This window comes from Natronorubrum daqingense (assembly GCF_001971705.1).
In the GTDB taxonomy this organism is placed as follows: Archaea; Halobacteriota; Halobacteria; order Halobacteriales; family Natrialbaceae; genus Natronorubrum; species Natronorubrum daqingense.
Genome location: NZ_CP019327.1, coordinates 1,778,624 through 1,802,162, shown reverse-complemented (window position 1 = coordinate 1,802,162; position 23,539 = coordinate 1,778,624). Strand labels below are relative to the sequence as shown.

Genomic DNA, 23,539 nt, shown 5'->3' with positions numbered 1-23,539 from the left:
CTACTCCTCCTTGCGTTTGGGCTCCACGCCATCGCTGTCTGCTCCCACCAGCGCGGCCTCGAGCACCTCGAGCGTGTGTTTGATCTCGTAGCCGGTGCCGTGGCCCATCTGCATCGAGCAGGTCGGGCACTCGGTGAGTCCGGTTTCGGCGTTCGAGTTCTCCATGTGTTCGAACATTTCCTCGCCAATTTTCATGGACGTCTCGTAGTTCTCTTCTTTCCACCCGTACGTACCGGAGATTCCCGAGCAGGAGTCGCCGACGTCGTGGGCGTCGATGCCGTCGATCGCGTCGAGCACTGCTATCGTCTGTCCATCGAGTCCCTGGTTACGTGAATGACACGGTGCGTGATAGGCGAAATCGTCGTACTCCTCGCCGACCGAGGTCCCCTCGAGTTCGGCCCGCAGATCCTCGTGAACGCGGAGGTACTCGATGGCGTCCCAGGTGTTCGAGGCGACGTCCTCGGTGCCCTCGAAATCGAACAGTTCGGGGTACTCCTGGCGAAGCGACATCGAACAGGAGCTACAGGAGGCGATCACGTCCGCGCCGTCCTCGATGGCGGCGGCGAGTTCGCGAACGTTCGTCTCGGCCGCACGACGGGCGTCCTCGAGCATCCCGTTGGCGAACATCGGGGTCCCCGAACAGGATTGCTCGGGAACGACGATCTCGTAGCCGAAGTGTTCGTAGACGCGGACGAGAGCTTTCGCGACCTCCGGCGTGTTGTAGTTCGAGTAACAGCCGTGGAAGTACGCGATGCGCTTATCTTCGCTCTCGACCTGCGCGCCGCCTCGCTTCGCCCACCACTCGCGGAACGTCTCCGTGGCGAACTCCGGTAACTCCCGTTCGCTCGTGATGCCGAGGGTCTTCTCGCCCAGCCACTGCGTGATCGAAAGCCCCATCACGAAATTCGCCGTGCGGGGGAACATCGACGCCAGCGGGGCGAGACTTCGGTAGTTCGCGAGCATCCGGTTCCGGACGTACTCCCGAGAGAATTTGCTCATGTTCTCCTCGACGTACTCCCCTCGAGCCGTGTTGTGCATCTGCGAGAGGGGCACTTCGGAGGGGCAAGCGCTATCACAGCGCATGCAGTTCGAACACTTCATCACGGAGTCGTCGATGTCGTGGTCGTCCTGGCGCTTGAGTCGCCACTGCTCTGGCCCCTGGAACTTCGGTCCGGGGAACTCGTCGTCGACCTTCGCGACCGGACAGTTCGTGTCGCACGTCGAGCACTTGTAACAGTCGTCCGCGCCCGGTCGGAGGTCCATCTCTTCGGCCTCTGGAAAGACCTGAATCGGTTCGAACTCGTCGTTTCCTGGCTGCTCGTCGCTCGGTTGTTCTGCGTTGCTCATGAGATCGAAATCACCACAGTCGGTTGCTCGCGTTCGAGACGGTCGCTCGAGTCGGCACGTCGGCGTCGGGCCTGGCTGTGATCGCGTCGCGACACGGGTTTCGGGTCGGTCATCGTGTCGCCTCCTCGCCGGCCCGCGTGCCGGCGACGTAGCCCGTCGCGAGCGAGACGCCCGCGCCGGATTTCTCCGCGGCGTAGTCGTAGCCGCCCAGAACGGACCCAGCGGCTCGCAGATTCTCGAATTCGGGCTCGCCGTTGGGGTCGAGCGGGCGAAGCTCCCGGTCGGGAACGAGACCGAACGCGGCGAAGGGCTGTTCGCCGAAAGCGTCGTCGACGAACCAGTCGTAGCGGTCCTCGGCGTGTGGAACGTGACAGTTGAAGATTGGCTCCGACACCTGCTCGCGGTCGGACTCGATTCCCTTCCCGACCAGCCCGCCGGTGGCCAGCACGTACTGATCGCCTCGGTGGGGAATCTCGGCTCCGTGGCGGTCGACGACGACGTGATCGATGCGCCAGCCCCTGTCGTCGTCTCCGTCTGCCGTCTCGTACTCGACCACCGGCACGCCCGAGGTGACGCGAACACCAGCGTCCTCGAGCGCGTCGTACAGTCGCTCCTCGAGTCGCATTCCGGGCAGGCTCGGGGGACCCATCGGGATCTCGAAGACGTCGACGCCGAGTTCGTCCGAGAGTACGTTTCGGACCTCGTCGGCGTGTTCGTCGCCCAGCACGGCCGGGAACCCGACGCGCGGTTCGTCCTCGAGGTAACTCTCTACAGCAGTGACGAGCGCCGTCCGCGCGCCTGTCTCGCCACTTCCCGTCGACACCGTCTCGTCGTGATCGAGCAGGTGCGCGTAGCGCGTCACTTTGGCGTCGTCGCGGACGATGCCGGGGAACGAGAGCGTCACCCCGCGCGCCTCGAAGGGAGCACCCGCGGCCTCGAGGTGGCTCGCGGCGAGTGGGGCGTCGAAGTCCGGGAGCGTCTCGAAGCCGACGAGGAGGGTCTCTCGAGGGTCGCTCGCCAGCCCCTCGGCCGTCGAGACTGGATAGCGAGCGGTCGGTTTGACCGTCCCACCGTGGGTCGGGACGAGCGCGTTGGCGTCAGTGTGTCCACCCGCGTAGGCGTCGCCCGCGATGTCGTCGAAAAAGGCGAGCGCGTCGCGGACGGCCTGGCTCCCCACGCGTTCGTAGGGATGGCCCTCGGGCAGGTCCTCGAGTGCGTCGAAGGGGTCGACGAGCGGCGCGTTCGCGTCGTCACCCGGCGCGTAGCCCAAAATATCGATCAGGCCGCTCGCGTGTCGCAGCGTGCTCTGTTTGTACGTGACGAGACGGACTCGAGCGTCCTTCGCAGACGCCGCGGCCGCGAGTGCGGCCGTCGTACCTGCGAGGCCGCCGCCGATCACGAGAACGTCGTCTTCGATCGCCATCTAGGCACCTCCGTCGAATCGGGCGTAGTCGAACCCAGTCGACGCGTCGGCGGGATCCTGGTCCCGGTTCATCGTCGTCGCGTGGAGGGCGTAGTTGAGCATGGCCTGGGAGAGCTGTTCACCCCAGAGGGCGTGGCGCTCGCCCTTCCAGCGCTCCTGGAAGAGTTCGTCGAGTGCGGCCCGAACCGTCGCCTCGTCGTAGGTGGGGTGGAGTTCGTTCGCCATGTTCTGACAGCAAAAGCCGCCCTGACAGTTCCCCATCGAGGCGCGCGTGCGGATGCGAACGGCGTTCAGGTCCGAACCCGACTGCTCGATCGCATCACAGACCTCGGCGCGCGTGACGCCCTCGCACTGGCAGATAACAGGATTCGCCTCGTTCGTCTCGAGGACCTCCTGTGCCCGACTGCCGAGTCGCTGCGTGCTTCGGCGAGCGACCGGTGATCGAAGCCCGAACTGGTCCATCCCGGCCTCGAGCGCTTCGATGTTCTCGCTCCCGGGGAGTGGCTCCTCGGCGGTCGCACACGACGCGCTGACACCCAGTTTTGCACAGACGTGGTTCGAGATTTCTTCGGCCATCGCGCGGTAGGTCGTGAATTTGCCGCCGACAATGCTCGTCATGCCGGAGACGCCGTCGCGCTCGGCGTGGTCGAGCAGGAAGAAGTCCCGCGTGATGTCCGTTGGGTCCGTCGTTCCCGTTCCCGGCGGTTCGTACAGCGGACGAACGCCCCAGAACGAACGGATCGTTCGGGCCTCCTCGAGAATCGGGACGAGTTCCGAGAGCGTGTCGATCATCTGGTCGACCTCCCACTGTTCTTCGGGGTAGTCGTCCGGATCGGAGACTTCCTCGTCCGTCGTGCCGAGAATCGCCGTCGTCTCGTGGGGAACGATGATATCGGCGTCGCCTTTCGGCCGACAGCGGTTGATGACCGTGTCGACTTGCCGGACGTTCATGATGGTCATGACGCCCTTCGAAGGCCGAACCGCGACGTCGAGATCGGCCATCGCTCCGATCTGGCCCGCCCACGCGCCCGTCGCGTTGACGACGTACTCGGCGGTGATCTCCTCGGTCGTTCCGGGGGTGTCGTGCGTTCGCTTCCCGGGTCCTGACTCGTGGCGAACTGTAACGCCGTAGATGTCGTCACCCTCACGCAGCAGGTCGATCACCTCGGCGTGGGTCTCGATGCGTGCGCCGTGATTCTGCGCGTCGAGGGCGTTCGCGACGCAGAGACGGAACGGATCGACCGCGCCGTCGGGAACCTCGATCGCGCGCGAGACGTCGTCCGCGAGGTAGGGTTCGACCTCGCGGGCCTCGCGCCCCGAGAGCACCCGCGCGGGGATTCCACAGTCGCGACAGCCCTCGAGTTTCTCCTGAAAGTACTCGTCGGGATCCTCGGGTCGTTGGACGAACAAGCCGCTGGTTTCCTCGACGCAGTGGCTCGCAACGTCTCGCAAAATTTCGTTCTCCTCGATACACTCGGTCGCACTGGCCTGATCAGAGACGGCGTATCGCCCGCCGCTGTGTAAGAGGCCGTGCATGCGGCCGGTCGTCCCGTCGGTCAGGGTCCCGCGCTCGAGGAGGGTGACCTCGAGGCCGCGCATCGCCAGATCCCGGGCGATACCACAGCCAGTCGAGCCACCGCCGAGCACGAGGACCTCGGTGTCGTCTGCCATCCCTTCGTTCGACTCTAGGTACCCCGATTCATTATTTTATCGGCGCTCCTCGAACAGACATAACATACGGACGGGAGCCGGATTCGACCGTCGCGAGTACTCGAATCGAGGCGACACCGACACGTGTTTGACTTCGAAACTGTTCGTTAAAACGGAGGATACGCTATTTTGGAGCCTTCTCGAGCAGGTCTCGATTTCTCGTAATCGTAATGGTCAGCAACTTTTATAATGAACGTCGATATTGTTTACCAGTATCACGCGACCAGCAGTAAAATCATCGCGTGGCGACACCGAAGGGGTGAATACCAGTGACAGAAACCACATACGTCGGAGCGGTAGACCAGGGGACGACCGGCACGCGCTTTATCGTGTTCGATCACAGCGGGCAGGTTGTCGCGAACGCATACGAAACGCACGAGCAAATCTATCCGGAGCCCGGGTGGGTCGAACACGACCCCATGGAGATCTGGGAGAATACGAAGACCGTCATCACGCAGGCGCTCGGACAGGCCGGCATCAGTCCCGAGCAACTCGAGGCGATCGGCGTCACGAATCAGCGCGAGACGACGCTGCTGTGGAACGCCGATTCGGGCAAGCCCGTTCACAACGCCATCGTCTGGCAGGATCGGCGGACCACAGAACGGGTCGAGGAGCTCGAGGAAAACGGGATGGTCGAGACGATCCGCGAGAAGACCGGGCTCGAGGCCGACGCCTACTTCTCGGCGACGAAAGCCGAGTGGTTGCTCGAGAACGCCGACCCGATCAAGATGGAACGCTCGCGTCCCGACGACATCCGCGACCGCGCGGAACGCGGCGACGTGCTCTTCGGCACGATCGACTCGTGGCTGATCTACAACCTCACGGGCAACCACATCACCGAGGTCACGAACGCCTCGCGGACGATGCTCTACAACATCCACGACCTCGAGTGGGACGACGACCTCCTCTCGGAGTTCGACATTTCCCGCGAGATGCTCCCCGAAGTTCGGCCCTCGAGCGACGACGACACGTACGGCTCGACGCACCCCGAAGGGTTCCTCGAGGCCGAAATTCCCGTCGCGGGCGCACTCGGCGATCAGCAGGCGGCCCTGTTCGGCCAGACCTGTTTCGACGCCGGCGACGCCAAGAACACCTACGGCACGGGCTCGTTCTTCCTGATGAACACCGGCAACGAGGCCGTCGAGAGTGACCACGGTCTGTTGACGACGATCGGCTTCCAGCGCTCCGGTGAGCCCGTCCAGTACGCCCTCGAGGGATCGATATTCATCACCGGCGCGGCAGTCGAGTGGCTCGAGGACGTCTCGCTGATCGACAATCCGGCACAGACGGCCGAACTAGCCCGAAGCGTCGATTCGACGGACGGCGTCTACGTCGTGCCCGCCTTTACGGGCCTCGGCGCGCCACACTGGGATCAACGCGCCCGCGGGACCATCGTCGGGATGACCCGCGGCACGAAGAAAGAACACATCGTTCGCGCGACGCTCGAGTCGATCGCCTACCAGACGCGGGACGTGGCGGAGGCGATGGAAGCCGACTCGGGCATCAAGATGCGCTCGCTGAAGGTCGACGGCGGCGCGGTCAAGAACAACTACCTCTGTCAACTCCAGTCGGACATCATCGGCTCGGAGATCGTCCGGCCGGTCGTCGACGAGACGACGGCGCTCGGCTCGGCGTACGCGGCCGGGCTCGCGGTGAACTACTGGGATGACGTCGACAGCCTGCGGAACAACTGGCAGGTCGACCGCGAGTTCGATCCCGAGATGGATAGCGACACGGCGGACGCGCGCTACGGGCGCTGGCAGGACGCCGTCGACCGATCGCTGGGCTGGGCTAACGACGGTGACGCAGAATGATCGAGGCGCTCACCGACCTCGCGTACATCATCGCTGCACTCGCCGGCGGCGCGTTCGGCGCGGCGATCGGTCCGCTTCCCGCGTTCGTCTTCACCGGCTTCATGGTGATCGCCGGCGAGGCGTCTGCGATCGCCGGCGGGGGCGGCGCGATTACGGACGAGATCGCGTTCGGCCCGGCCTTTTCTCCCGCAGTGAGCTTCGCCGGTGGTGTGGCCGCGACGGCTTACGCCGCGAAGAAAGGGTACATGGACGGCTTCGAAGACGACTATCATCAGGCGAAGAACATCGCGCAGGCGCTCGGGACGAAACCCGACGTGCTCGTCGTCGGTGCGCTCTTCGGCGTCCTCGGCTACTGGTTGACCGTCGCGTCGGAGGGGCTTGGAATGCCCTACGATCCGATCGCGATGGGGGTCGTCCTCTCGGCGATCTTCCACCGACTCATCCTCGGATACAGCATCATCGGCAAGGTTCGAGGAAGCGGTATCCTCGACATGAGTCCCTTCGAACGCGGGGAACGCCGCACGTCCGCGGACGGCGGATCGAAAGTCGTCGACTCGAACGCCGCGACGGACGAGACACCCGAAGGTGGCGACGCCATCACGCCCGACAAAAAAGACAGAGGCGATGAGGCGAGCGCTGGTCGGTTCACCGTCGAACCGTGGCTTCCCCACCAGTACAAGTGGGGTCACGTTGCCACGCTCGGACTCTTCGTCGGCATCCTCGGTGCGTGGATTGCGATCATGACGGAGAGTGCGTTCCTCGGATTCGGGATCAGCGCCGCGTCGCTGTTGTTCCTCAACCTCGGTATCGAGAAGGTTCCCGTCACCCATCACATCACGCTCCCCGCTGGCACCGCCGCGATGGCAGTCTACGACTTCGGCGGGAGCGACTTCTACGATACGGACCTCGTGAGCTATCAAGAGGGTGCGGTGTTAGCCGCCCAGTCCGCGGAAGTCGCACTCGTCGTCGGCCTCGTCTTCGGTGTGATCTGTGCGCTGTTCGGCGAACTGTTCCAGCGGGTCTTCTACGCCCACGGCGACACGCACGTGGACCCACCCGCCGCAGCGATCGTGTTCGGAACGTTCCTCGTGGCACTGCTGTACGTCGTTGGAGTCTTCCCGCACACGGTCTGGGTGCCGTGGTTCTGATCGCAAGCTGCTGACTTCTTCTCACTTTCGGTAGATATTGCTCACTCGAGTCCCGTTCCAGGACCCGTCCGCTTTAGGCGACGCCACGCCCAGAGGCAAGTATGACAACCGATCCGCCGCTCGTGCTCGATATCGACGGGACGCTGACCCGTCCCGAGGGCTGGGGAATCGATCCGCGCATCTTCGACCCCGTTCGCGACTGGGAGGCACCCGTCGTCATCGCCACCGGGAAGGCCTTTCCCTACCCCGTCGCACTCTGTCACTTCGCCGGCATTCCCGAACTCGTGGTGGCCGAAAACGGCGGCGTCGTCTACACCGGGGACGACGTCTTCTTCACCGCCGACCGGGAGGCTGCACAGGCCGTCGTCGAGGACTACCGTGCGGCCGGCTACTCGCCCGGCTGGGGCCAGGAGAATACGGTTAACCGCTGGCGCGAGACCGAAGTTGCAGTCAACCGTGACCAGCCCCTCGAGCCGCTGCGCAAAATCGCCGCGAAGCACGGACTCGAGGTCGTCGACACCGGCTACGCCTACCACGTCAAGGACACCGAGCCGAACAAGGGCGACGGCCTCGAGACGATCGCCGACCGCGTCGGGATCGACCTCGAGACGGCCGTCGCAATCGGGGACTCGGTCAACGACGTCTCGACGTTCGAGGCCGTCGGTCGGAGTTTCGCCGTGAACAACGCCGACGAACTGGCGCGAGCGGCGGCGGACGAGGTGCTCGAGGCGAGCCACGCGGACGGAACGCTCGCGGTGCTCGAGCGAGTGAGCCGGACGGTCTAGGCGGTACTCAGAACGCTTTTCTTCCGGCCGACGAACTACGACGTATGGTCGTCGACATCCTCGTCGCCGTGTTTGGCTCCGTGACGACGGTCGCGCTCTTCGGCGTGGCCTACTGGGACGCCTCGCGCGTGGACATCTCGAGGCCGGTGTTCTGGGCGGTCGTCGTCGCGGCTCCCTTCGCGGTCGGCGTCGGGTTGTATCTCTTCGTCCCGGCAGCGCCGATGACGGGCGTCATCATGACCGCGAACACGGGGCTGGTGTTGTACGGTTTCGAACGCGAAATCGTCTCCGAGGACGACGAACCCGCCGAACCGGGAGAACTGCCCCACGACTAACGAACCGACGTCGGGTTGTTCGGTTGGTGGCTCGAGCACCGATTCACAGCGAAGACACCACACGGCTTTTGACTGCGCCCGTTCAAGCGAGGACAACATGAGTAACTCCGCCGAGACGGGCGTCGATTCTGGGACCGACGCCGAGGAAGGAGAAGACGACGGGGCGATGCAGGTCTCGAGCCCGGACTATCACAGCGAGAACCACACGGCCGCCCAGACGTGTGGGTGGACGGCGAACGCCCTTCGGGGTGAGGGGAAGTGCTACAAGTACATCTACTACGGCATCGAGTCCCATCGGTGCATCCAGATGACGCCGGTCGTTCGGTGTAACGAGCGCTGCGTTTTCTGCTGGCGGGACCATCAGGGCCACTCCTACGAGATGGACGGCGTGGAGTGGGACGACCCCGAAGCCGTTGTCGATGCCTCTATCGACCTGCAAAAGCGTCTCCTCTCGGGCTTTGGCGGCAACGACGAGGTTCCCCGTGAAGTCTTCGAGCAGTCTATGGAGCCACGCCACGTCGCGATTTCGCTCGACGGCGAACCGACGCTTTACCCCTACCTGCCCGAACTGATCGACGCCTTCCACGACCGAGACATCACGACCTTTCTCGTCTCGAATGGCACCCGTCCCGAGATGCTCAGAGCGTGCGACCCGACCCAACTGTACGTCAGCGTCGACGCCCCGGAACGCCACACCTTCGACGAGGTCGTCGGCGCGATGGAAGACGACGCGTGGGACAAGTTACTCGAGACGATGAACGTGCTCGCCGAGAAGGACGAGACGCGAACCGTCCTTCGGACGACGCTCGTCAAGGGCGAGAACATGCACCACCCGGACTGGTACGCCGGCTTCTACCAGCAGGCTGATCCGGACTTTATCGAACTCAAGGCCTACATGCACGTCGGCCACTCCCAGGGGCGTCTCGACCGGTCGGCGATGCCAGACCACGAGGAGGTCCTCGAGTTCGCCGAGGACGTCAAATCGTACATGCCCGAGTTCACTGAGTGTCGCGGCGTTCCGGAGTCCCGCGTCGCCTTGCTCGCGAAACAAAAGGACACCTGGGTGCCAAAGCTGAAGAAGGGCAGCGAGTTCTGGGAGCGAGATCCGGTCGTCGGCGACTGAAGCGGTCGGGTTGCGAATCTGTCCATCTCGGTCGAGTTGCGGATCGGTTCGATCTGCCCCGCCAATTTCGGAAACGCCGTTTGGCCCCCAGACACCGCCGCGACCGATGGCTTTTTCACCCGCATCCACGACGATGAAGTACCGACGCGGCGTCTCGATGTCGCTCGCCTTCACAATTCTGTTACGCATGCCACATTCGGTATGCTTTTAGGGTCGTGTCTCAAACCAAGTGGTATGTCAATTACCGCCGCGGCTGCCGTCGGGCACGACGAACTCGCCGTGCTCAAACTGCTCGCCCTCGAGGGGGGTCTCGAAGGCGACGTCAAGATCTCCTGTTCTCACCTCGCGGATCGATTGGACGCGTCGAATCAGACCGCGTCGCGACGCCTCCAGCGCCTCGAGAGCGAGGGCTTACTCGAGCGCGATACGGTCAGTGACGGTCAGTGGGTGGCGATCACCGACGACGGTGAACAGACGCTCCACGGCGAGTACGAGGACTACCGTCGCATCTTCGAGACGGACTCCGAGATCGAACTCGACGGCACCGTCACCAGCGGCATGGGCGAGGGTCGCCACTACATCTCGCTGTCGGGCTACATGAGTCAGTTCGAGGACCGACTCGGCTACGAGCCCTTCCCCGGTACGTTGAACGTCGACCTTCGCGAGGACAGCGTCCGCCGACGCAGTGCGATTTCCTCGCTCGAGCCGGTTCCGATCGACGGCTGGGAGGACGACGAACGGACGTACGGGCCCGCCGTCTGCCATCGCGCGACCATCGAGACCGCGACGGGCGAGCGCTACGATGACGCCCACATCATCGCCCCGGAACGAACGCACCACGACGAGGACCAACTCGAGGTGATCGCCCCGGAGAAACTTCGCGAGGAACTCGGCCTCGAGGACGACGATCACGTCACCGTCTACGTGGGTGATCGACGATGACCGGCCACCACGCCGGCCCTCGCTCGAACGCGGGTGCAGACGGTGAGACGAACCCGGCGGCGACGACGGGGACCGTCGACGACGCGCTCGAGTCCCTTCGCGCCGGCGAGCCGGTACTCGTTCACGACGCGGCCGACCGAGAGGGCGAAACGGACCTGATCTATCACGCCGACAGCGTGACGCCAGAGGCCGTGAGTCGGATGCGAAACGACGCCGGCGGACTCGTCTGCGTCGCACTCGGTCACGAGACGGCGGACGCGTTCGACCTTCCGTTTTACACCGACGCGATCGACCACCCCGCCGCGGGCGACCACGAACTCGGCTACGACGAGCGCTCGTCGTTCTCGCTGACGGTCAACCACCGAGACACCTTCACCGGCATTACGGACACCGATCGGTCGCTGACGATTCGGTCACTCGGCGAGGCGGCGGCGTCGCCGACGGCGACCGACTTCGCCGAGACGTTTCGGGTCCCCGGCCACGTCCACTTGCTCAAAGCCGCACCCGACCTCCTCGAGCAGCGAGCGGGCCACACCGAACTGGGCGTCGCCCTCGCCGACGAAGCCGACCTGTCGCCCGCGGTCGTCGTCTGTGAGATGCTCGACGACGAAACCGGCGAGGCACGAACCCCGGCAGACGCTCGAGCGTACGCTCAACGCCACGGGTTCACGTATCTGGAGGGTCGTGACGTTCTCGACCGATTAGCATAGGACTGGCTTTCACCGATTTCTGGCTGTCGCTACTCGCTACTCGAATCCTGGTTATTACTGCCAGTCGTCGTCGGGGCCATTCCCGGAATTACCGCTGCCCTCGGAGCTATTCCCGAGGTCGCGTCCGCCGTCGGACGTAATTTGACTCTCGGTGTTCCCAACGGGGCCGCTTCGATAGACGGCATAGAGGATGAGTACGGCGATCGTAAAGTCGACGCTGTGCTCGACGAGGTGATGAAACGTCATCGGTAACAGGCCGAAGACGGTCCCCAACCCGATGAGTGATCGACCGACGAGCAGCCCCAACACGATCGTAATGAGGAGGTATCGCAACGACCGGCGGCGAGAGTAGGCGACGACGCCGACACAGAAGAGAATCGTCGTCCCGATGACGGCGAGGACGATCACGGCGAGTAAAATCGGAGCCAGTTGTGGATCCAACCACGCGATATCGAACGGGTTCGAGTGGTGCATCTACCGATACTACATCGTGTCGGAGAGTATCTATGCTCTTCGGTCGACTCCGTGACTCGACGAGTGACGGCTCGAGCAACCATCAGGAAGGTACGTCCGTTGTTCTTACTTGTCGGGAACGATCAAAAGGCGTTATCACCGTTGCTGTGCTAGCTGGTGATACGACCGACTCCCTGAAACAGGATTGAAAACGGACACAACTCTCGATTTCAATGAACTCCACTCGTCGACAGATTAGCACGCACGTACACGAACACGCCGGCATTCACTTCAACGAACTCGTCAGACAGTCCGAATTCGCACCGGGGCAAGTGCAGTATCATATTCGACGACTCACCGACGCAGGCGACCTCGTCCGAGAAGAGTGGTACGGCCAGACACACTACTACCCGCCACAGTACGACGAGTGGGAGCGCGCGACCCTCGCACTGTTTCGCCGCGAGACGACGCGAGCGGTCGTCGTCTACCTCATCGAACACGAACCGGTCGGCCCGGAAGCCGTCGCTGCGGACCTCGACATCGCTCGCAGCACGCTCGAGTATCACCTCGATCACTTACTCGAGCAGAATGTCGTCGAGAAACGCTACGATTCGCGAAACCGGGTCTCGCTCGTCCTCGTGAATCCGGAGCGAACCGCACCGTTGCTCTCCGAAATCACGCCAACGGTGCCCGATCGACTGGTCGATCGGTTCACGCGACTCGTCGATAGCTTGCTCGAGACCCCGTCGTAAGACGGCCTGTTTTTACGCATCTACGCTTGCTCGGCGGCGGTAGCGATAGCCGATTCGACGATCGAACCATAATTTCGGCTACCGTACCAGAAGCACAAATGTAGCTGTCTACAAAGGGCCGCCTATGGCTCGACAGATGGATCGACGACGATACGTTCAACTTGCAAGTACTGGTCTACTCGTTGGTATTGCAGGCTGTGCGAGTGGTGACGATGACGACGGAGGGGACGACGGCTCAGGCGGTGACGATGGACACGATCACGACGACAACGGGGAGTCCGGCGGCGAGGAAAGCGAGGGTCTCGCGTTCGCGTTCGGGCCAAACGAGGTCGCCATCATCGACCCCGAGGAAGGCGACGTGGTCGACGAAATCACGGACGATATCGACGACAATAGCTGGGGCGACGCGAAGATCACGACCGATCTCTCGGAGATTTACGTCATCGAGGAGTCCCTCGATCAGGTGCTCGTGATCGACACCGAGGCTCGAGAGGTCGTCGCGGAGGTCGACATCGGGCCCGACGCGACGCACATGTATCACCCGAACGACGACGAAATATGGGCTCACTCGGACGAGGAAGGCGCGTTTTACGTCATCGACACGAACGATCACGAGGTTATCGAAACCGTCCAATCCGGGATGGACGACGAAGGCCACGGCAAGTTGCTCTACCACGAGGATTTCGGCTCGATGGGCTACGCCACGAACGTCAACGATCCGGGTGCGCCGGTAATCGATCTGGACGAGTACGAGCGAAGCGACTTCATCGAGTTCGACGACCCCGACGAGGGGACCCACTACAAGGCCTACAGCCCGCAGACGGGACTGGCCTACTTCGAATACGGCGACCAGACGGTCGTCGTCGACACCGACGACGACGACGTCGTCGACGAACTCGAGCTAGCGGGTGGGATGTACCTCACGCCCGACGAGGAACTCATGGGCGTACTCGACGGCGACGACATCCGGTTCCTCGACGCGACGAGCGAGGACAGCGAGGAGGTCGGCTCGGTCTCCGTCGAAGGTGGCCCCGACGCGTTGCGCTACTACGACGGCGACGACGGGCTGTACGCCTTTACGGCGAACACGGATAACGACGGGGCTGCCGTCATCGACGTCGAGGAGTTCGAGGTCGTCGACACGCTCGAGGTCGGCGAAATCGAGCGACCCGAGGACGCTGAGAACCTTCACCGATCCGGCGTCGCCGGCGACGAGTACTTCTTCACACCTGCACCAGCAGACGGCTTCGTCGCCGTCGTCGACATGGCCGAACAGGAGGTCGCAGAGGTCGACGTCGAAGACGGCGTCGATACGATTCAGTACGTCGGCGACTCGGGGGTCGGCTACACTGGACAGATTCGATAGCCGATGCGTTCGAACGAGTCCGCTCTCCACGACTACCGCACGCAATCCCGGGCCAGGAGAGGCCTCACCGTCCTCGCGGTCGCTTTCGTCGCCGCGCTTCTTTTGGCGAGCGTCGCGAGTCCAGTTGCCGCACACGCGTACCTCAGCGAAACCGACCCCGAGAACGGCGAACAACTCGAGACCGCACCCGACGACGTGACGCTCACCTTCTCCGGTGACGGCGTCCAGAACGCCGACGTCAGTATCGTCGGACCCGACGACGAGGACGTCAGCGGGGACGCCGAGATCGACCCCGACGATACGCAACTCGTCGACGTTCCGTTCGAGGGCGACGACGACGACGCCGAGGGCATGTACACCGTCGAGTGGGAAGTCCTCGCCGACGACGGACACACGACGTCGGGCACGTTCTTCTTCAGCGTCGGCGACGAACCGCTCGATCGCGACTCGGTCCTCGAGACCTACGAGGACGAGGACGGCGTCGACGAATCGGTTCCGCCGCTCGAGAGCGCCGCGAGAGGGCTGTTGCTCGTCTCGCTCGTCGGCCTCGTCGGGGCCCCGGTGACGGCTGCGATGGCAGTCTATCCGGTCGCCGACCGCGCCGGAGTATCGAAGCGGGCCGTCGACGGCCGCCTCACCACCGTCCTCGGTGTACTGGCAGCGGGTGTGCTCACGGCAGTCGCCCTCCTCGGCTACGTTCAGGCGACCTCGGTCGGTTCGCCGTCGCTCGAGACGTTCGGCGAGTTCCTCGGGATGCCACTCGGTCAGGCGTGGCTCGTTCAGGCCGTCCTGGCGCTCGGCCTCGCCGTCGTCCTCGGGAGTGCCGTCGCAGGAACGGTCCCGCGGTCGGTCTGGCTCGGGGGGACGTTCGTCGGCGCAATCGGCGTCGGCGGTGCGCTTAGCTGGACGAGTCACTCCGCGACGGCGATCGACCGCCTGCAAGGGACGGCCGTCGATTTCGCTCACATCGCGGGCGCAGGATTGTGGCTCGGCGGATTAGTCGTTCTCGCGCTGGTCGTCCCGCCCATGCTTCGCGACGCGCCCCCCGCGGATCGTTCCGGACTCGCCGCCAGCACGATTCGACGGTATTCGCTGCTCGCGCTCGGCGGCGTGACGCTCGCCGGAGCGACCGGACTCGTACTCGCGGCGTGGCACGTTCCCGACCTCGAGGCGCTCGGGGCGACCTTCTACGGGACGGTGCTCACCGCGAAGACGCTCCTGGTGATTGTCGCGCTCGGACTCGGCGGACTCACTCGGTTCGTTTACCTCCGTCGACTCGAGTCCGACGGCGGGGGTGGCCGCTTGGGATTCCTCGACCGGTTCGGCGATGCCGACGCCGGCGGATCAGACACCAGCGGTACAGACACCAGCGGTACAGACGCCGAGATCCGAGAAGACGGCGGTAGTCCGTCGGATTCTACCGGCGCAATTTCGGCGTTCACCCGCACGGTCCGACTCGAGGTCGGCGTGATCGTCCTCGTCTTGCTTCTCACGGGACTGCTCACCTCCGTTCCGACGGCTGCCGTCGTCGGTGACGACGACGGTCCCGAGACGGCGACGATCGAACGCGAAGGCGACATCGACCTCGAGTTGACGGCGATTCCCGCGGCGACCGACACCGGTGGAGACGACCGACTCCACGTCCTACAGGACGATCCGATCGTCATCGAGGTCGCGTTCTTAGACGACGGCGGGGAACCCGTCGAATCGGACCAGACCGTCCGGTTGACCGCAGACGGTGAGGACACGTTCGACGTCGACCTCGAGGAGAACGACGACGGCACGTACTCGACCGTCCAGCCGTTCCCGTCCGACGGCGACTGGGAGCTCCGTATCACGGGCGAGCCAGAGGGCGAGTTCGTCAGCGAGTGGGTCGACGTCTACGTCTCACCGGGCGAGGCCGCCGACGGTGAGCAGGACGACGACGGTCACGACCACGGCGACGACGACCACGATCACGGAGAAGACGACGGTCACGATCACGACGAGGAGGCACCCGATGATCACGAGCACGACCACGGCGACGAAACGGACTATTCAGCCTTGGCAACGCTGTTGCAATTCGGTGCCGTCGCGATCGGTATCGTCGGCTCCGTCGCCGTAACGATAGAGGCGCTTCGCTTCCGAGGTCGGTCCGAGTAACGACTGTCAGATCTCTTCGGGACTCCCTCTTTCCATCTCCCTGCTGATACTCTTCGCCTCCGGTCGCGAAATCGCGAACACTTACTACGTTGGCTTTCAACACTCACGATCATGGGATTCGACGAGATGGACGTCGACACGATCTGGATGGACGGCGAGTATGTCGACTGGGACGACGCGCAGGTGCACGTCCTCACGCACGGACTTCACTACGGGAGCGGCGTCTTCGAAGGGGCCCGCTGTTACGACACCGAGGAGGGCCCGGCGATCTTTCGCTGGGAGGAACACTTAGAGCGACTCTTTCAGTCCGCAAAGCCCTACGAGATGGATATCGATCACTCGAAAGAAGAGCTAACCGAGGCGACGAAAACGCTCATCCGCCAACAGGACCTCGAGTCGTGTTACATCCGTCCGGTCGCGTTCTACGGCTACAATTCACTCGGCGTGAGTCCGGAAGATTGCCCGACGAAGACGGCGATTGCCGTCTGGCCGTGGGGAGCGTACCTCGGCGAGGAGGCACTCGAGGAAGGAATCGACGTGATGATCTCCTCGTGGCGAAAGCACGCCTCGAGCCAGATTCCGACGAACGCGAAGACGAACGGTCTCTACGTCAACAGCATGCTCGCGGGCGAGGAAGCCCGACGAAACGGCTACGCGGAAGCGATCGTCCTGAACAAGGAGGGCAACGTCGCGGAAGGCCCCGGCGAGAACGTCTTCCTCGTCCGCGACGACGAGATTTACACGCCCGGCCTCTCGGAGTCGATCCTCGACGGCATCACCCGAGATACGGTGATCACGCTCGCGGAGGATCTCGGCTACACCGTCCACGACACCGTCTCGATCTCTCGAGGCGAACTCAACACGGCCGACGAACTGTTCTTCACCGGCTCCGCGGCCGAGGTGACGCCGATTCGGAAGGTCGACAACGTCGTCATCGGCGACGGCTCGCGTGGCCCCGTGACCGAGGACATTCAACAGAAGTTCTTCGACGTCGTCGAGCGCAAGACCGGCGAGTACGACGAGTGGTTCGACTACGTCTGAACGTTCCCACGCTCGGTTCTCGAATACTGTCTTCGAAGTGTTCACTTTCGTAGCGTTTTTGCCGGTTGTCGGGAAACGACGGGTATGACTACCTGCCCCTGGGACGATTGGAACCACGTTCTGAAGATCGATCCCGACAAGGACCTTCCCGAGGGCGTCACGTACGGGGATCTCTGTGCGACCGGCACCGACGCGATCGAAGTCGGCGGCACCATGGGTATCACCGAGGAGAACATGGAAGCCGTCGTCGACGCCTGCGCCGAACACGACGTGCCGCTCTATCAGGAACCCTCGAGTCCGGACGTCGTCATCGACAATCGGGCGCTCGAAGGCTACCTCATTCCGACCGTACTCAACGCTGGCTCTCCCTTCTGGATCACGGGCGCACACAAGGAGTGGGTGCGACTGGACGGCGATATGGACTGGGACCGGACGTGGACGGAAGCCTACATCGTGATGAACCCCGACGCCGACGTCGCGACGTACACCGAAGCCGACTGCGACCTCAGCGCCGACGACGTCGCCGCCTACGCGACGGTTGCAGAACGCATGTTCGGCCAGGAACTCGTCTACCTCGAGTACTCCGGCACGTTCGGCGACGAGGGTATCGTCGAAGCCGCGAGCGAGGCGACCGACGAATCGACGCTGTTCTACGGCGGTGGTATTCACGACTACGATTCCGCGGCGACGATGGCCGCACACGCGGACGTCATCGTCGTCGGCGACCTCGCACACGACGAGGGCGTCGGTGCCGTTCGCGAGACGGTCGAAGCAGCGCGAGACGCATAACGCGAGGTCCAATTCTCCCCGCGATCAGCAATCGGCGTTCACGAGCGACTGGAGGTGGGGCAACACTTCGGTGACGTCCTCACGGATCACCACCTCGGCACTGCTATCGACCGGCGTCGACTCGAGGTTGACGATGCCGACCGTCGCGCCGTTCGACGCGGCGATTCGGGGCAGCGACGCCGCGGGTTCGACGACCAGCGACGAGCCAATCGCGAGGAACACGTCGCTCTTTCGTGCCAGCGTGCGGGCTTGCTGGATGACCGCTCCCGGCAACTGTTCGCCAAAGAGGACGACGTCGGGTTTGTAGACGCCGCCGCAGTCGCAGGTCGGCGGCAGTTCGCCGTCCGCGGCGCGTTCGACGATCGGGTCGCCGTCAACTCGTTTCCCGCAGTCGACGCATCGGACCCGTCGAGAGTTCCCGTGCAACTCGAGGAGCGTCGGCTCGCTCGTCCCGGTCGTCGCGTCGTCCGTCGCCGCCACGCCGTCCGTCGCAGTCACATCGTCCGTCGCGCTCGCGTCGTCCCTCACCGACTCGAGTGCGTCCTCGTGAAGCCCGTCCGTGTTCTGCGTGAGAATTGCCTCGAGATGGCCGTCCTGGCCCATCGATGCCAGCGCCTCGTGAGCAGCGTTGGGTTCGTACTCGCCGCCGAATAGCTCCCGCTGGAGATCGACGCGGTCGTCCCAGAACCCCTCCGGATCGCGCTGGAAGCGCCCGTAGGTGAACTGTCCTTCGTCGAACTTCTCCCAAACGCCGTCGTCGCCGCGAAACGTGGGAACGCCCGACGGTGCGGAGATTCCCGCTCCCGTGAACGCGACGGCCGTCGCGTCGCGGTCGATTTGCTCGGCGAGTTCCTCGAGGTCGTTCATATCGAATGATTGGGCCGAAGGATCAAAACTCGTCGTGGTAGGGACTTCTCACACCGTGTGCTCGGCAGGCGTCGACGGTTCACGACTCTCACGTCGTGGGCTGTATTTCGACCGCGAACGATTGCGCTTAAGTCCCGCCTACGTGAATCGGGTGGTATGCAGGATAGAATTCACACTGCGGACGCCGAGCCGGGCGACGACGCGACGGTCGCTGGCTGGGTACACGAGATTCGTGACCTGGGCGGAATCGCCTTCCTGATTCTCCGGGACAGCTCGGGCAAGATTCAGATCAAGTTCGAAAAGGACGAGATGGACGAAGAGTTGGTCGAAACTGGCCTCAGCGTCTCTCGAGAGAGCGTCGTGAAGGTCTCCGGTGCGGTCGAAGAAGAGCCACGCGCACCGACGGGCGTCGAGGTCACGCCCGAGGAACTCGAGGTCGTCGCTCCTGCCGAACCCGAACTCCCACTCGATCCGTCCGGAAAGGTCGACGCGGAACTCTCGACGCGACTCGACAACCGGACGCTCGACCTCCGGAAAGACGAGGTTCAGGCAGTGTTCGAGATTCGCGCCGAAATCCTTCGCGCGGTCCGCGAGCAGTTCCGCGCGTTCGACTGTACGGAGATCAACACGCCGAAGATCGTTGCGACGGGAACCGAGGGCGGTACCGAACTCTTCCCGATCACGTACTTCGGCGAGGAAGCGTTCATGAACCAGTCGCCACAGCTGTTCAAACAGCTCATCGCCGGGTCGAACGTCGAGCGCGTCTTCGAGATCGGTCCGATCTTCCGCGCCGAAGAGCACAACACGCCGCGACACCTGAACGAAGCGACCTCGATTGACTTCGAGGGCGCCTTTTGCGACCAGAACGACGCGATGGACGTCGTCGAGGGCGTCGTCACGGCAGCCTACGAGGCCATCGTCGAGAACTGCCAGGACGAACTCGAGGCACTCGGTCTCGCCGCGGAGTTCGAGGTTCCGGACGAGGCGTTCCCACGTCTTAGCTACGAGGAAGCCATCGAGCGCATCAACGCGACGGGCGAACTCGACGAGCAACTCGTCTGGGGCGACGACCTGCCAACGGAAGGCGAGAAGGCACTCGGCGACGACGTCGGTGGCCACTACTTCATCACCGACTGGCCGAGCGAGATCAAGCCGTTCTACATCAAAGATCACGACGACGACGAGCAACTCTCGACCGGCTTCGACCTGATGCACCCGCGGATGGAACTCGTCTCGGGCGGCCAGCGTGAGCACCGACACGAGAAGCTCATCGAAGGCTTCGAGCAGCAAGGACTCGATCCAGAACAGTTCGAGTACTACACGAAAATGTTCAAGTACGGCATGCCGCCACACGCCGGCTTCGGACTCGGCGGCGAGCGACTCGTGATGACGATCCTCGGATTGGACAACATCCGAGAAGCAGTGCTCTTCCCGCGGGATCGTCAACGTCTGAGTCCGTAGACGAAGACGTTGAGAGCTGGCAAGTCGTTGCGAGCGTTATCGAGCAACGTCTTGCGAGACCGGCAGCGACTCAGTCCGTAGGACTGGTCGCTGACCGTTGAGTGGGTGCTCGTGGGATCTTTGATCCCGCGTTGTTCCCGAGAGATCGCCAGCGTTTGTCTCCGTAGACGAGGACGCGACCGGTGGGAGCGTCCTCAAAACTGCGAGCGGGAGCGCACCGACACGCGAGCGGCGGCAAATCTGGGGGTTAGCGAGACGAACGGTGCGTAACTCTCCTTTCACTCGAACGACGAACACGAACGGCGAAGTCGTGAGCGAAGTGAGTTTACCGAACCGTCTGTTGTCTATCGAGTCATGTTACTGTTCAAAAACAGTAACGTCGTATTCAGCGGATTCGATTGACCTATTATTCGTTGACGAGCAGAATCTTGCCCTGGAAGTCACCTGATTCGCCCAATCGATGTGCGTCAGTGACGTCTTCGAAGGCGAATCGCTCGTCAATGTGCGGTTCGACGACGCCGTCGTCGACCAGCGTCGCGATATCCGCGAGTTCGTCTCCGATCCGCTCCTGTCGCTCGCCGAGTAACACGGGGAGGATCACAAGCACGACGCCGAGCTCGAGCGACCGTTCGTGCATCGCCGAGATGTCCTGCGTCGAGCTCGATTCCGTCGTTACCACGGTTCCGAACGGCCCCACGGCGTCGAAGGCCGTCTGGAGATGGTCGTCGCCGATCGGATCGAAGACGACGTCGAAGCCGTCGCCGCCAGCGTGTTTCTCGACGTACGACTCGACGTCGGTCTCGGTGTAGTCAACCGTCGCGTCGGCACCGAACTCGTCGGCGAGAGCGCGTTTTTCTTCGCTCGAGGCCGTCGCGGTCACGTTGGCCCCAAACCAGTCGGCTAACTGGACGCCGATGTGCCCGACGCCGCCGGTCGCGCCGTAGACGAGCACCTCGTCGCCGAGGAAGACGGTCGTCTTGTCGACGAGCATCTCCCAGGCGGTGAGCGCGACGACTGGCAACGCCGCTGCGTCCTCAAGCGGGATCGACTCCGGCGCGTGGGCGAACGTCCCGACGTGGCCGACGACGTAATCCGCGAGCGAGCCCTGCTGGCCCGCGCCGCCGGGCATGCCGTACACCTCGTCGCCTTCGTCGAAGCGCGTGACGTTCGCGCCGACTTCGTCGACGACGCCCGACACGTCGCAGTGGAGCGTCGCGGGGAGTTCCGGCGCGAAATCGGGAATGGCTCCCTGTCGAATCTTGTAATCGACGGGATTGACGCTCGAGGCGACGACCTCGACGCGAACCTCGTCCGGATCAGGTTCGGGAACGTCGATGGTCGTCTCCGTGAGTACGTCCGGTTCTCCGTATTCTTCGATCACGTGGGATGTCATCTCGGAAGGCATACCGATTCAACAGTCGGTCGCCGACGGGGAATATGCGGCGGTTGCGGGGATCGGTGTGGGTGATTACTGAGACCGACGACGCCTACTCGATGCGAGCCACTCGAGACGAGTTCGGTGAAATAAGCTCACGATACGCCGGCTCGTTCACGGTAACTGAGAGCCAAATAATCACCCTATACAACGAAGAGTTCTACCAGGATGTCCACACCGAAGAGTTCGAAGACGGTGAAGTACGTGACCAGCTTACACCCACGGACCAAGACGTGCAATTGTTTGACGCAGACCTTACCGGCGCCACGACTGTTCTCGGCCACGCTACTGGATCCCTTACCGATGGTGAACTTACTGTCGGAGGGGATTTCAGTGGTCTGCGTAGCCGACTGGAAAATCAAATGGAGAACGTGCTTGCGCCGGCGATTACTATCTACACCAACGGAGACAACTCCTCTACGTACGAGTTGATTGCTGATATCGAAGATGACGAGGGAAGTGGTCAGTTTGCGGGATCGTATGAACTCACTGATGAAGAAATCGAAGCTCTCAGAAGTGGCGAGCTCACCGTCGAAATCTCGACCGAAGACCATCCAGATGGTGCCGCTACTGGTGAATTTGTGCCACGATAATTGGCACTTTCACGCGAGATGCAAATTCTCTGATTGAGGAGGATCATCCGGAAAACGATTCTGAATCTTTTTCGTAAAGTTCCCACATCGGGATTTTCGCCTGCCACGAGCGTGCTCGAGGAGGCGTGGCGACAACGAAAACATGACGAGAACGACTGTGAGCGCCTATCTGGGTTGCAAAACTGCGGTGACAGAAGATGGATCGTGACTCGAGTGATGGGAGCTATCCCCACCAGCCACCGCCGTTGCCCGGCGCTTCACCGTGGTCTGCACCCTCGCCGTCGACGATTGCGGCGGCGAGGTCTTCGCCAACTACGCTGTCACCGAGGAACGAGAAGTGGTTGCTGACGCTGTCGGTCACGTCGATGTCCGCGTACGTGTCGGCGACGTCGTCGCAGTCGGAGCCCTCTGCCCCCAGCGCGTTCCCGGTCAGGCCACCGTAGGCAGCACCGACCGTCGAGTCGTTTTCGGAGTGGTAGTTTCGAACCTCGCCGGCGTTGTTCGCGATGCCGTCGTACCAACTGTCGCTGAAGACGCCACTCACGTCACAGACCTCGTCGCCGTCTGCAGCGGCACCGAGTGGTGCCACCGTCTCGATTTCGTAGCCATCCTCGAGGGCGTTGATCGTCTCGAGGACCGCGCGTCCACCCAGTGAGTGCCCGACGAGACGGATACTCCCACCGCCGTCGTCGTAGAAGTTCTGTGCCAGTTCGGCGACGGTTTCGCCGACCGCTTCGGTTTCCGCGGTCGCGCCGATGAAGTTGATCGTGGTGGCGTCCCACTCGATGCCGACGTACTCGTCCGGTTCGTAGCCGCCGTCCTCGAGTGATTCTGCGACGTCCGCCGCTTGACTCGCGACGGTGGAGTCGCCGAACCAGCCGTGGATGAAGACGAAGAGTTCGTCTTCGACTGGAAACGGGTCGGGGTCGGCCGGCGAAAAGAGGCTGTCGCTGACCTCGATGACGTCAATATCGAACGAGGACACGGCGGATGCTGAGCCCGTCGAGGCGGCGAGTCCTGTTGTCCCAGCGAGCGCGACGCCGGTTCCTTTGAGCATTGCGCGGCGATCAGGGCTGAACGATTCGTCGTCTACTTTCTGCTTGTTGTTATCTACCATGCTTCAATCGTTCGTCTCGTGATGTAGCGATATTCATTTCTCCTCACTAACGCGATCATTTATATACGGCTCAAAAACATCTTATCCGATATCGGGCTAATTGCGCTATTGGGCTTCGAGACAGTTCGCGGAAGAGGCGGGGCCATCGCTTGTGGGGGTCGAACTCGAGTCGGTCGCCAAGTACGA

21 protein-coding genes are annotated in these 23,539 nt (G+C 63.1%); 14 read left to right on the top strand and 7 right to left on the bottom strand.

Annotated elements, in window-relative coordinates; genetic code table 11:
• The 3 genes from BB347_RS08835 to glpA all read right to left on the bottom strand — a co-directional run bounded on the left by BB347_RS08835 (window position 1) and on the right by glpA (window position 4,441).
• Window positions 1-1,347 carry an anaerobic glycerol-3-phosphate dehydrogenase subunit C gene (locus BB347_RS08835; protein WP_076580654.1) on the bottom strand — a complete coding sequence of 449 codons (1,347 nt, stop codon included), beginning with the start codon at window positions 1,345-1,347 and terminating at the stop codon, window positions 1-3.
• A 109-nt stretch (window positions 1,348-1,456) separates the two neighbouring features.
• On the bottom strand, window positions 1,457-2,770 hold the full coding sequence (gene glpB, locus BB347_RS08830) for a glycerol-3-phosphate dehydrogenase subunit GlpB (RefSeq protein WP_076580652.1): 1,314 nt from the start codon (window positions 2,768-2,770) through the stop codon (window positions 1,457-1,459).
• A complete protein-coding gene (gene glpA, locus BB347_RS08825) occupies window positions 2,771-4,441 on the bottom strand; it encodes an anaerobic glycerol-3-phosphate dehydrogenase subunit GlpA (protein WP_076580650.1) in 1,671 nt (556 codons plus the stop codon).
• A gap of 308 nt (window positions 4,442-4,749) precedes the next feature.
• Between glpA and glpK the strand changes: the two genes are divergently transcribed.
• From glpK to ribB, 7 genes are all read left to right on the top strand, one after another.
• Window positions 4,750-6,294: a glycerol kinase GlpK gene (gene glpK / locus BB347_RS08820; protein WP_076580648.1), complete on the top strand. Its 1,545-nt coding sequence runs from the start codon at window positions 4,750-4,752 to the stop codon at window positions 6,292-6,294.
• A complete protein-coding gene (locus BB347_RS08815) occupies window positions 6,291-7,442 on the top strand; it encodes a hypothetical protein (RefSeq protein ID WP_076580646.1) in 1,152 nt (383 codons plus the stop codon). Before glpK ends, BB347_RS08815 begins: the two co-directional genes overlap by 4 nt.
• A 101-nt stretch (window positions 7,443-7,543) precedes the next feature.
• Window positions 7,544-8,227, top strand: coding sequence for an HAD-IIB family hydrolase (locus BB347_RS08810; RefSeq protein ID WP_076580644.1), 684 nt, complete (start codon window positions 7,544-7,546; stop codon window positions 8,225-8,227).
• A gap of 44 nt (window positions 8,228-8,271) precedes the next feature.
• Complete coding sequence (locus tag BB347_RS08805; RefSeq protein ID WP_076580642.1) at window positions 8,272-8,562, top strand: hypothetical protein; 291 nt, start codon at window positions 8,272-8,274, stop codon at window positions 8,560-8,562.
• A 97-nt stretch (window positions 8,563-8,659) separates the two neighbouring features.
• Window positions 8,660-9,685 carry a 4-demethylwyosine synthase TYW1 gene (twy1, locus tag BB347_RS08800; RefSeq protein WP_076580640.1) on the top strand — a complete coding sequence of 342 codons (1,026 nt, stop codon included), beginning with the start codon at window positions 8,660-8,662 and terminating at the stop codon, window positions 9,683-9,685.
• Window positions 9,686-9,919: 234 nt separating this feature from the next.
• Window positions 9,920-10,627: a DUF120 domain-containing protein gene (locus BB347_RS08795; RefSeq protein ID WP_076580638.1), complete on the top strand. Its 708-nt coding sequence runs from the start codon at window positions 9,920-9,922 to the stop codon at window positions 10,625-10,627.
• Window positions 10,624-11,337, top strand: coding sequence for a 3,4-dihydroxy-2-butanone-4-phosphate synthase (gene ribB / locus BB347_RS08790; RefSeq protein WP_076580636.1), 714 nt, complete (start codon window positions 10,624-10,626; stop codon window positions 11,335-11,337). Before BB347_RS08795 ends, ribB begins: the two co-directional genes overlap by 4 nt.
• Window positions 11,338-11,391: 54 nt before the next feature.
• Here the strand turns inward: ribB and BB347_RS08785 are convergent, their stop codons facing one another.
• Entirely contained in the window at window positions 11,392-11,811 is a 420-nt protein-coding gene (locus BB347_RS08785; protein ID WP_076580634.1) for a DUF7471 family protein, read from the bottom strand.
• 212 nt (window positions 11,812-12,023) lie between these two features.
• On the opposite strand from BB347_RS08785, the gene BB347_RS08780 reads away from it, so the two are divergent.
• The 5 genes from BB347_RS08780 (at window position 12,024) to BB347_RS08760 (ending at window position 17,880) form a co-directional block, all read left to right on the top strand.
• Window positions 12,024-12,542, top strand: a complete 519-nt coding sequence (locus BB347_RS08780) for a winged helix-turn-helix transcriptional regulator (protein WP_076580632.1) — start codon at window positions 12,024-12,026, stop codon at window positions 12,540-12,542.
• Between the two features lie 124 nt (window positions 12,543-12,666).
• A complete protein-coding gene (locus BB347_RS08775) occupies window positions 12,667-13,908 on the top strand; it encodes a cytochrome D1 domain-containing protein (RefSeq protein ID WP_076580630.1) in 1,242 nt (413 codons plus the stop codon).
• 3 nt (window positions 13,909-13,911) lie between these two features.
• Entirely contained in the window at window positions 13,912-16,050 is a 2,139-nt protein-coding gene (locus BB347_RS08770) for a copper resistance CopC/CopD family protein (RefSeq protein WP_076580628.1), read from the top strand.
• A 111-nt stretch (window positions 16,051-16,161) separates the two neighbouring features.
• Window positions 16,162-17,091 (top strand): branched-chain amino acid transaminase, encoded by a 930-nt coding sequence (locus BB347_RS08765; RefSeq protein WP_076580626.1) that lies wholly within the window; start codon window positions 16,162-16,164, stop codon window positions 17,089-17,091.
• 84 nt (window positions 17,092-17,175) lie between these two features.
• On the top strand, window positions 17,176-17,880 hold the full coding sequence (locus BB347_RS08760; protein WP_076580624.1) for a phosphoglycerol geranylgeranyltransferase: 705 nt from the start codon (window positions 17,176-17,178) through the stop codon (window positions 17,878-17,880).
• Window positions 17,881-17,904: 24 nt separating this feature from the next.
• On the opposite strand, the gene BB347_RS08755 is transcribed toward BB347_RS08760, so the two are convergent.
• Window positions 17,905-18,747 (bottom strand): SIR2 family NAD-dependent protein deacylase, encoded by an 843-nt coding sequence (locus BB347_RS08755; RefSeq protein WP_076580622.1) that lies wholly within the window; start codon window positions 18,745-18,747, stop codon window positions 17,905-17,907.
• Between the two features lie 156 nt (window positions 18,748-18,903).
• On the opposite strand from BB347_RS08755, the gene aspS reads away from it, so the two are divergent.
• Complete coding sequence (gene aspS, locus BB347_RS08750) at window positions 18,904-20,208, top strand: aspartate--tRNA(Asn) ligase (protein WP_076580620.1); 1,305 nt, start codon at window positions 18,904-18,906, stop codon at window positions 20,206-20,208.
• Window positions 20,209-20,614: 406 nt separating this feature from the next.
• Here the strand turns inward: aspS and BB347_RS08745 are convergent, their stop codons facing one another.
• The gene (locus BB347_RS08745) at window positions 20,615-21,613 is read right to left on the bottom strand and encodes a zinc-binding dehydrogenase (RefSeq protein WP_076580618.1); all 999 of its coding nucleotides are present in this window, start codon (window positions 21,611-21,613) and stop codon (window positions 20,615-20,617) included.
• Window positions 21,614-21,672: 59 nt separating this feature from the next.
• Here BB347_RS08745 and BB347_RS08740 point away from each other — a divergent pair, with 59 nt between their 5' ends.
• On the top strand, window positions 21,673-22,236 hold the full coding sequence (locus BB347_RS08740) for a CHRD domain-containing protein (RefSeq protein ID WP_168170940.1): 564 nt from the start codon (window positions 21,673-21,675) through the stop codon (window positions 22,234-22,236).
• A gap of 223 nt (window positions 22,237-22,459) precedes the next feature.
• Here BB347_RS08740 and BB347_RS08735 read toward each other — a convergent pair whose 3' ends face one another.
• Window positions 22,460-23,353, bottom strand: coding sequence for an alpha/beta hydrolase (locus BB347_RS08735; RefSeq protein WP_076580614.1), 894 nt, complete (start codon window positions 23,351-23,353; stop codon window positions 22,460-22,462).
• Between the last annotated feature and the right edge of the window lie 186 nt (window positions 23,354-23,539).

Bases quoted from the DNA above. Each gene is read 5' to 3' on its own strand.
- BB347_RS08835 (WP_076580654.1), bottom strand. From the start codon at position 1,347: ATGAGCAACGCAGAACAACCGAGCGACGAGCAGCCAGGAAACGACGAG.
- glpB (WP_076580652.1), bottom strand. From the start codon at position 2,770: ATGGCGATCGAAGACGACGTTCTCGTGATCGGCGGCGGCCTCGCAGGT.
- glpA (WP_076580650.1), bottom strand. From the start codon at position 4,441: ATGGCAGACGACACCGAGGTCCTCGTGCTCGGCGGTGGCTCGACTGGC.
- BB347_RS08815 (WP_076580646.1), top strand. From the start codon at position 6,291: ATGATCGAGGCGCTCACCGACCTCGCGTACATCATCGCTGCACTCGCC.
- BB347_RS08810 (WP_076580644.1), top strand. From the start codon at position 7,544: ATGACAACCGATCCGCCGCTCGTGCTCGATATCGACGGGACGCTGACC.
- BB347_RS08805 (WP_076580642.1), top strand. From the start codon at position 8,272: ATGGTCGTCGACATCCTCGTCGCCGTGTTTGGCTCCGTGACGACGGTC.
- twy1 (WP_076580640.1), top strand. From the start codon at position 8,660: ATGAGTAACTCCGCCGAGACGGGCGTCGATTCTGGGACCGACGCCGAG.
- BB347_RS08795 (WP_076580638.1), top strand. From the start codon at position 9,920: ATGTCAATTACCGCCGCGGCTGCCGTCGGGCACGACGAACTCGCCGTG.
- ribB (WP_076580636.1), top strand. From the start codon at position 10,624: ATGACCGGCCACCACGCCGGCCCTCGCTCGAACGCGGGTGCAGACGGT.
- BB347_RS08785 (WP_076580634.1), bottom strand. From the start codon at position 11,811: ATGCACCACTCGAACCCGTTCGATATCGCGTGGTTGGATCCACAACTG.
- BB347_RS08780 (WP_076580632.1), top strand. From the start codon at position 12,024: ATGAACTCCACTCGTCGACAGATTAGCACGCACGTACACGAACACGCC.
- BB347_RS08775 (WP_076580630.1), top strand. From the start codon at position 12,667: ATGGCTCGACAGATGGATCGACGACGATACGTTCAACTTGCAAGTACT.
- BB347_RS08770 (WP_076580628.1), top strand. From the start codon at position 13,912: ATGCGTTCGAACGAGTCCGCTCTCCACGACTACCGCACGCAATCCCGG.
- BB347_RS08765 (WP_076580626.1), top strand. From the start codon at position 16,162: ATGGGATTCGACGAGATGGACGTCGACACGATCTGGATGGACGGCGAG.
- BB347_RS08760 (WP_076580624.1), top strand. From the start codon at position 17,176: ATGACTACCTGCCCCTGGGACGATTGGAACCACGTTCTGAAGATCGAT.
- BB347_RS08755 (WP_076580622.1), bottom strand. From the start codon at position 18,747: ATGAACGACCTCGAGGAACTCGCCGAGCAAATCGACCGCGACGCGACG.
- aspS (WP_076580620.1), top strand. From the start codon at position 18,904: ATGCAGGATAGAATTCACACTGCGGACGCCGAGCCGGGCGACGACGCG.
- BB347_RS08745 (WP_076580618.1), bottom strand. From the start codon at position 21,613: ATGCCTTCCGAGATGACATCCCACGTGATCGAAGAATACGGAGAACCG.
- BB347_RS08735 (WP_076580614.1), bottom strand. From the start codon at position 23,353: ATGGTAGATAACAACAAGCAGAAAGTAGACGACGAATCGTTCAGCCCT.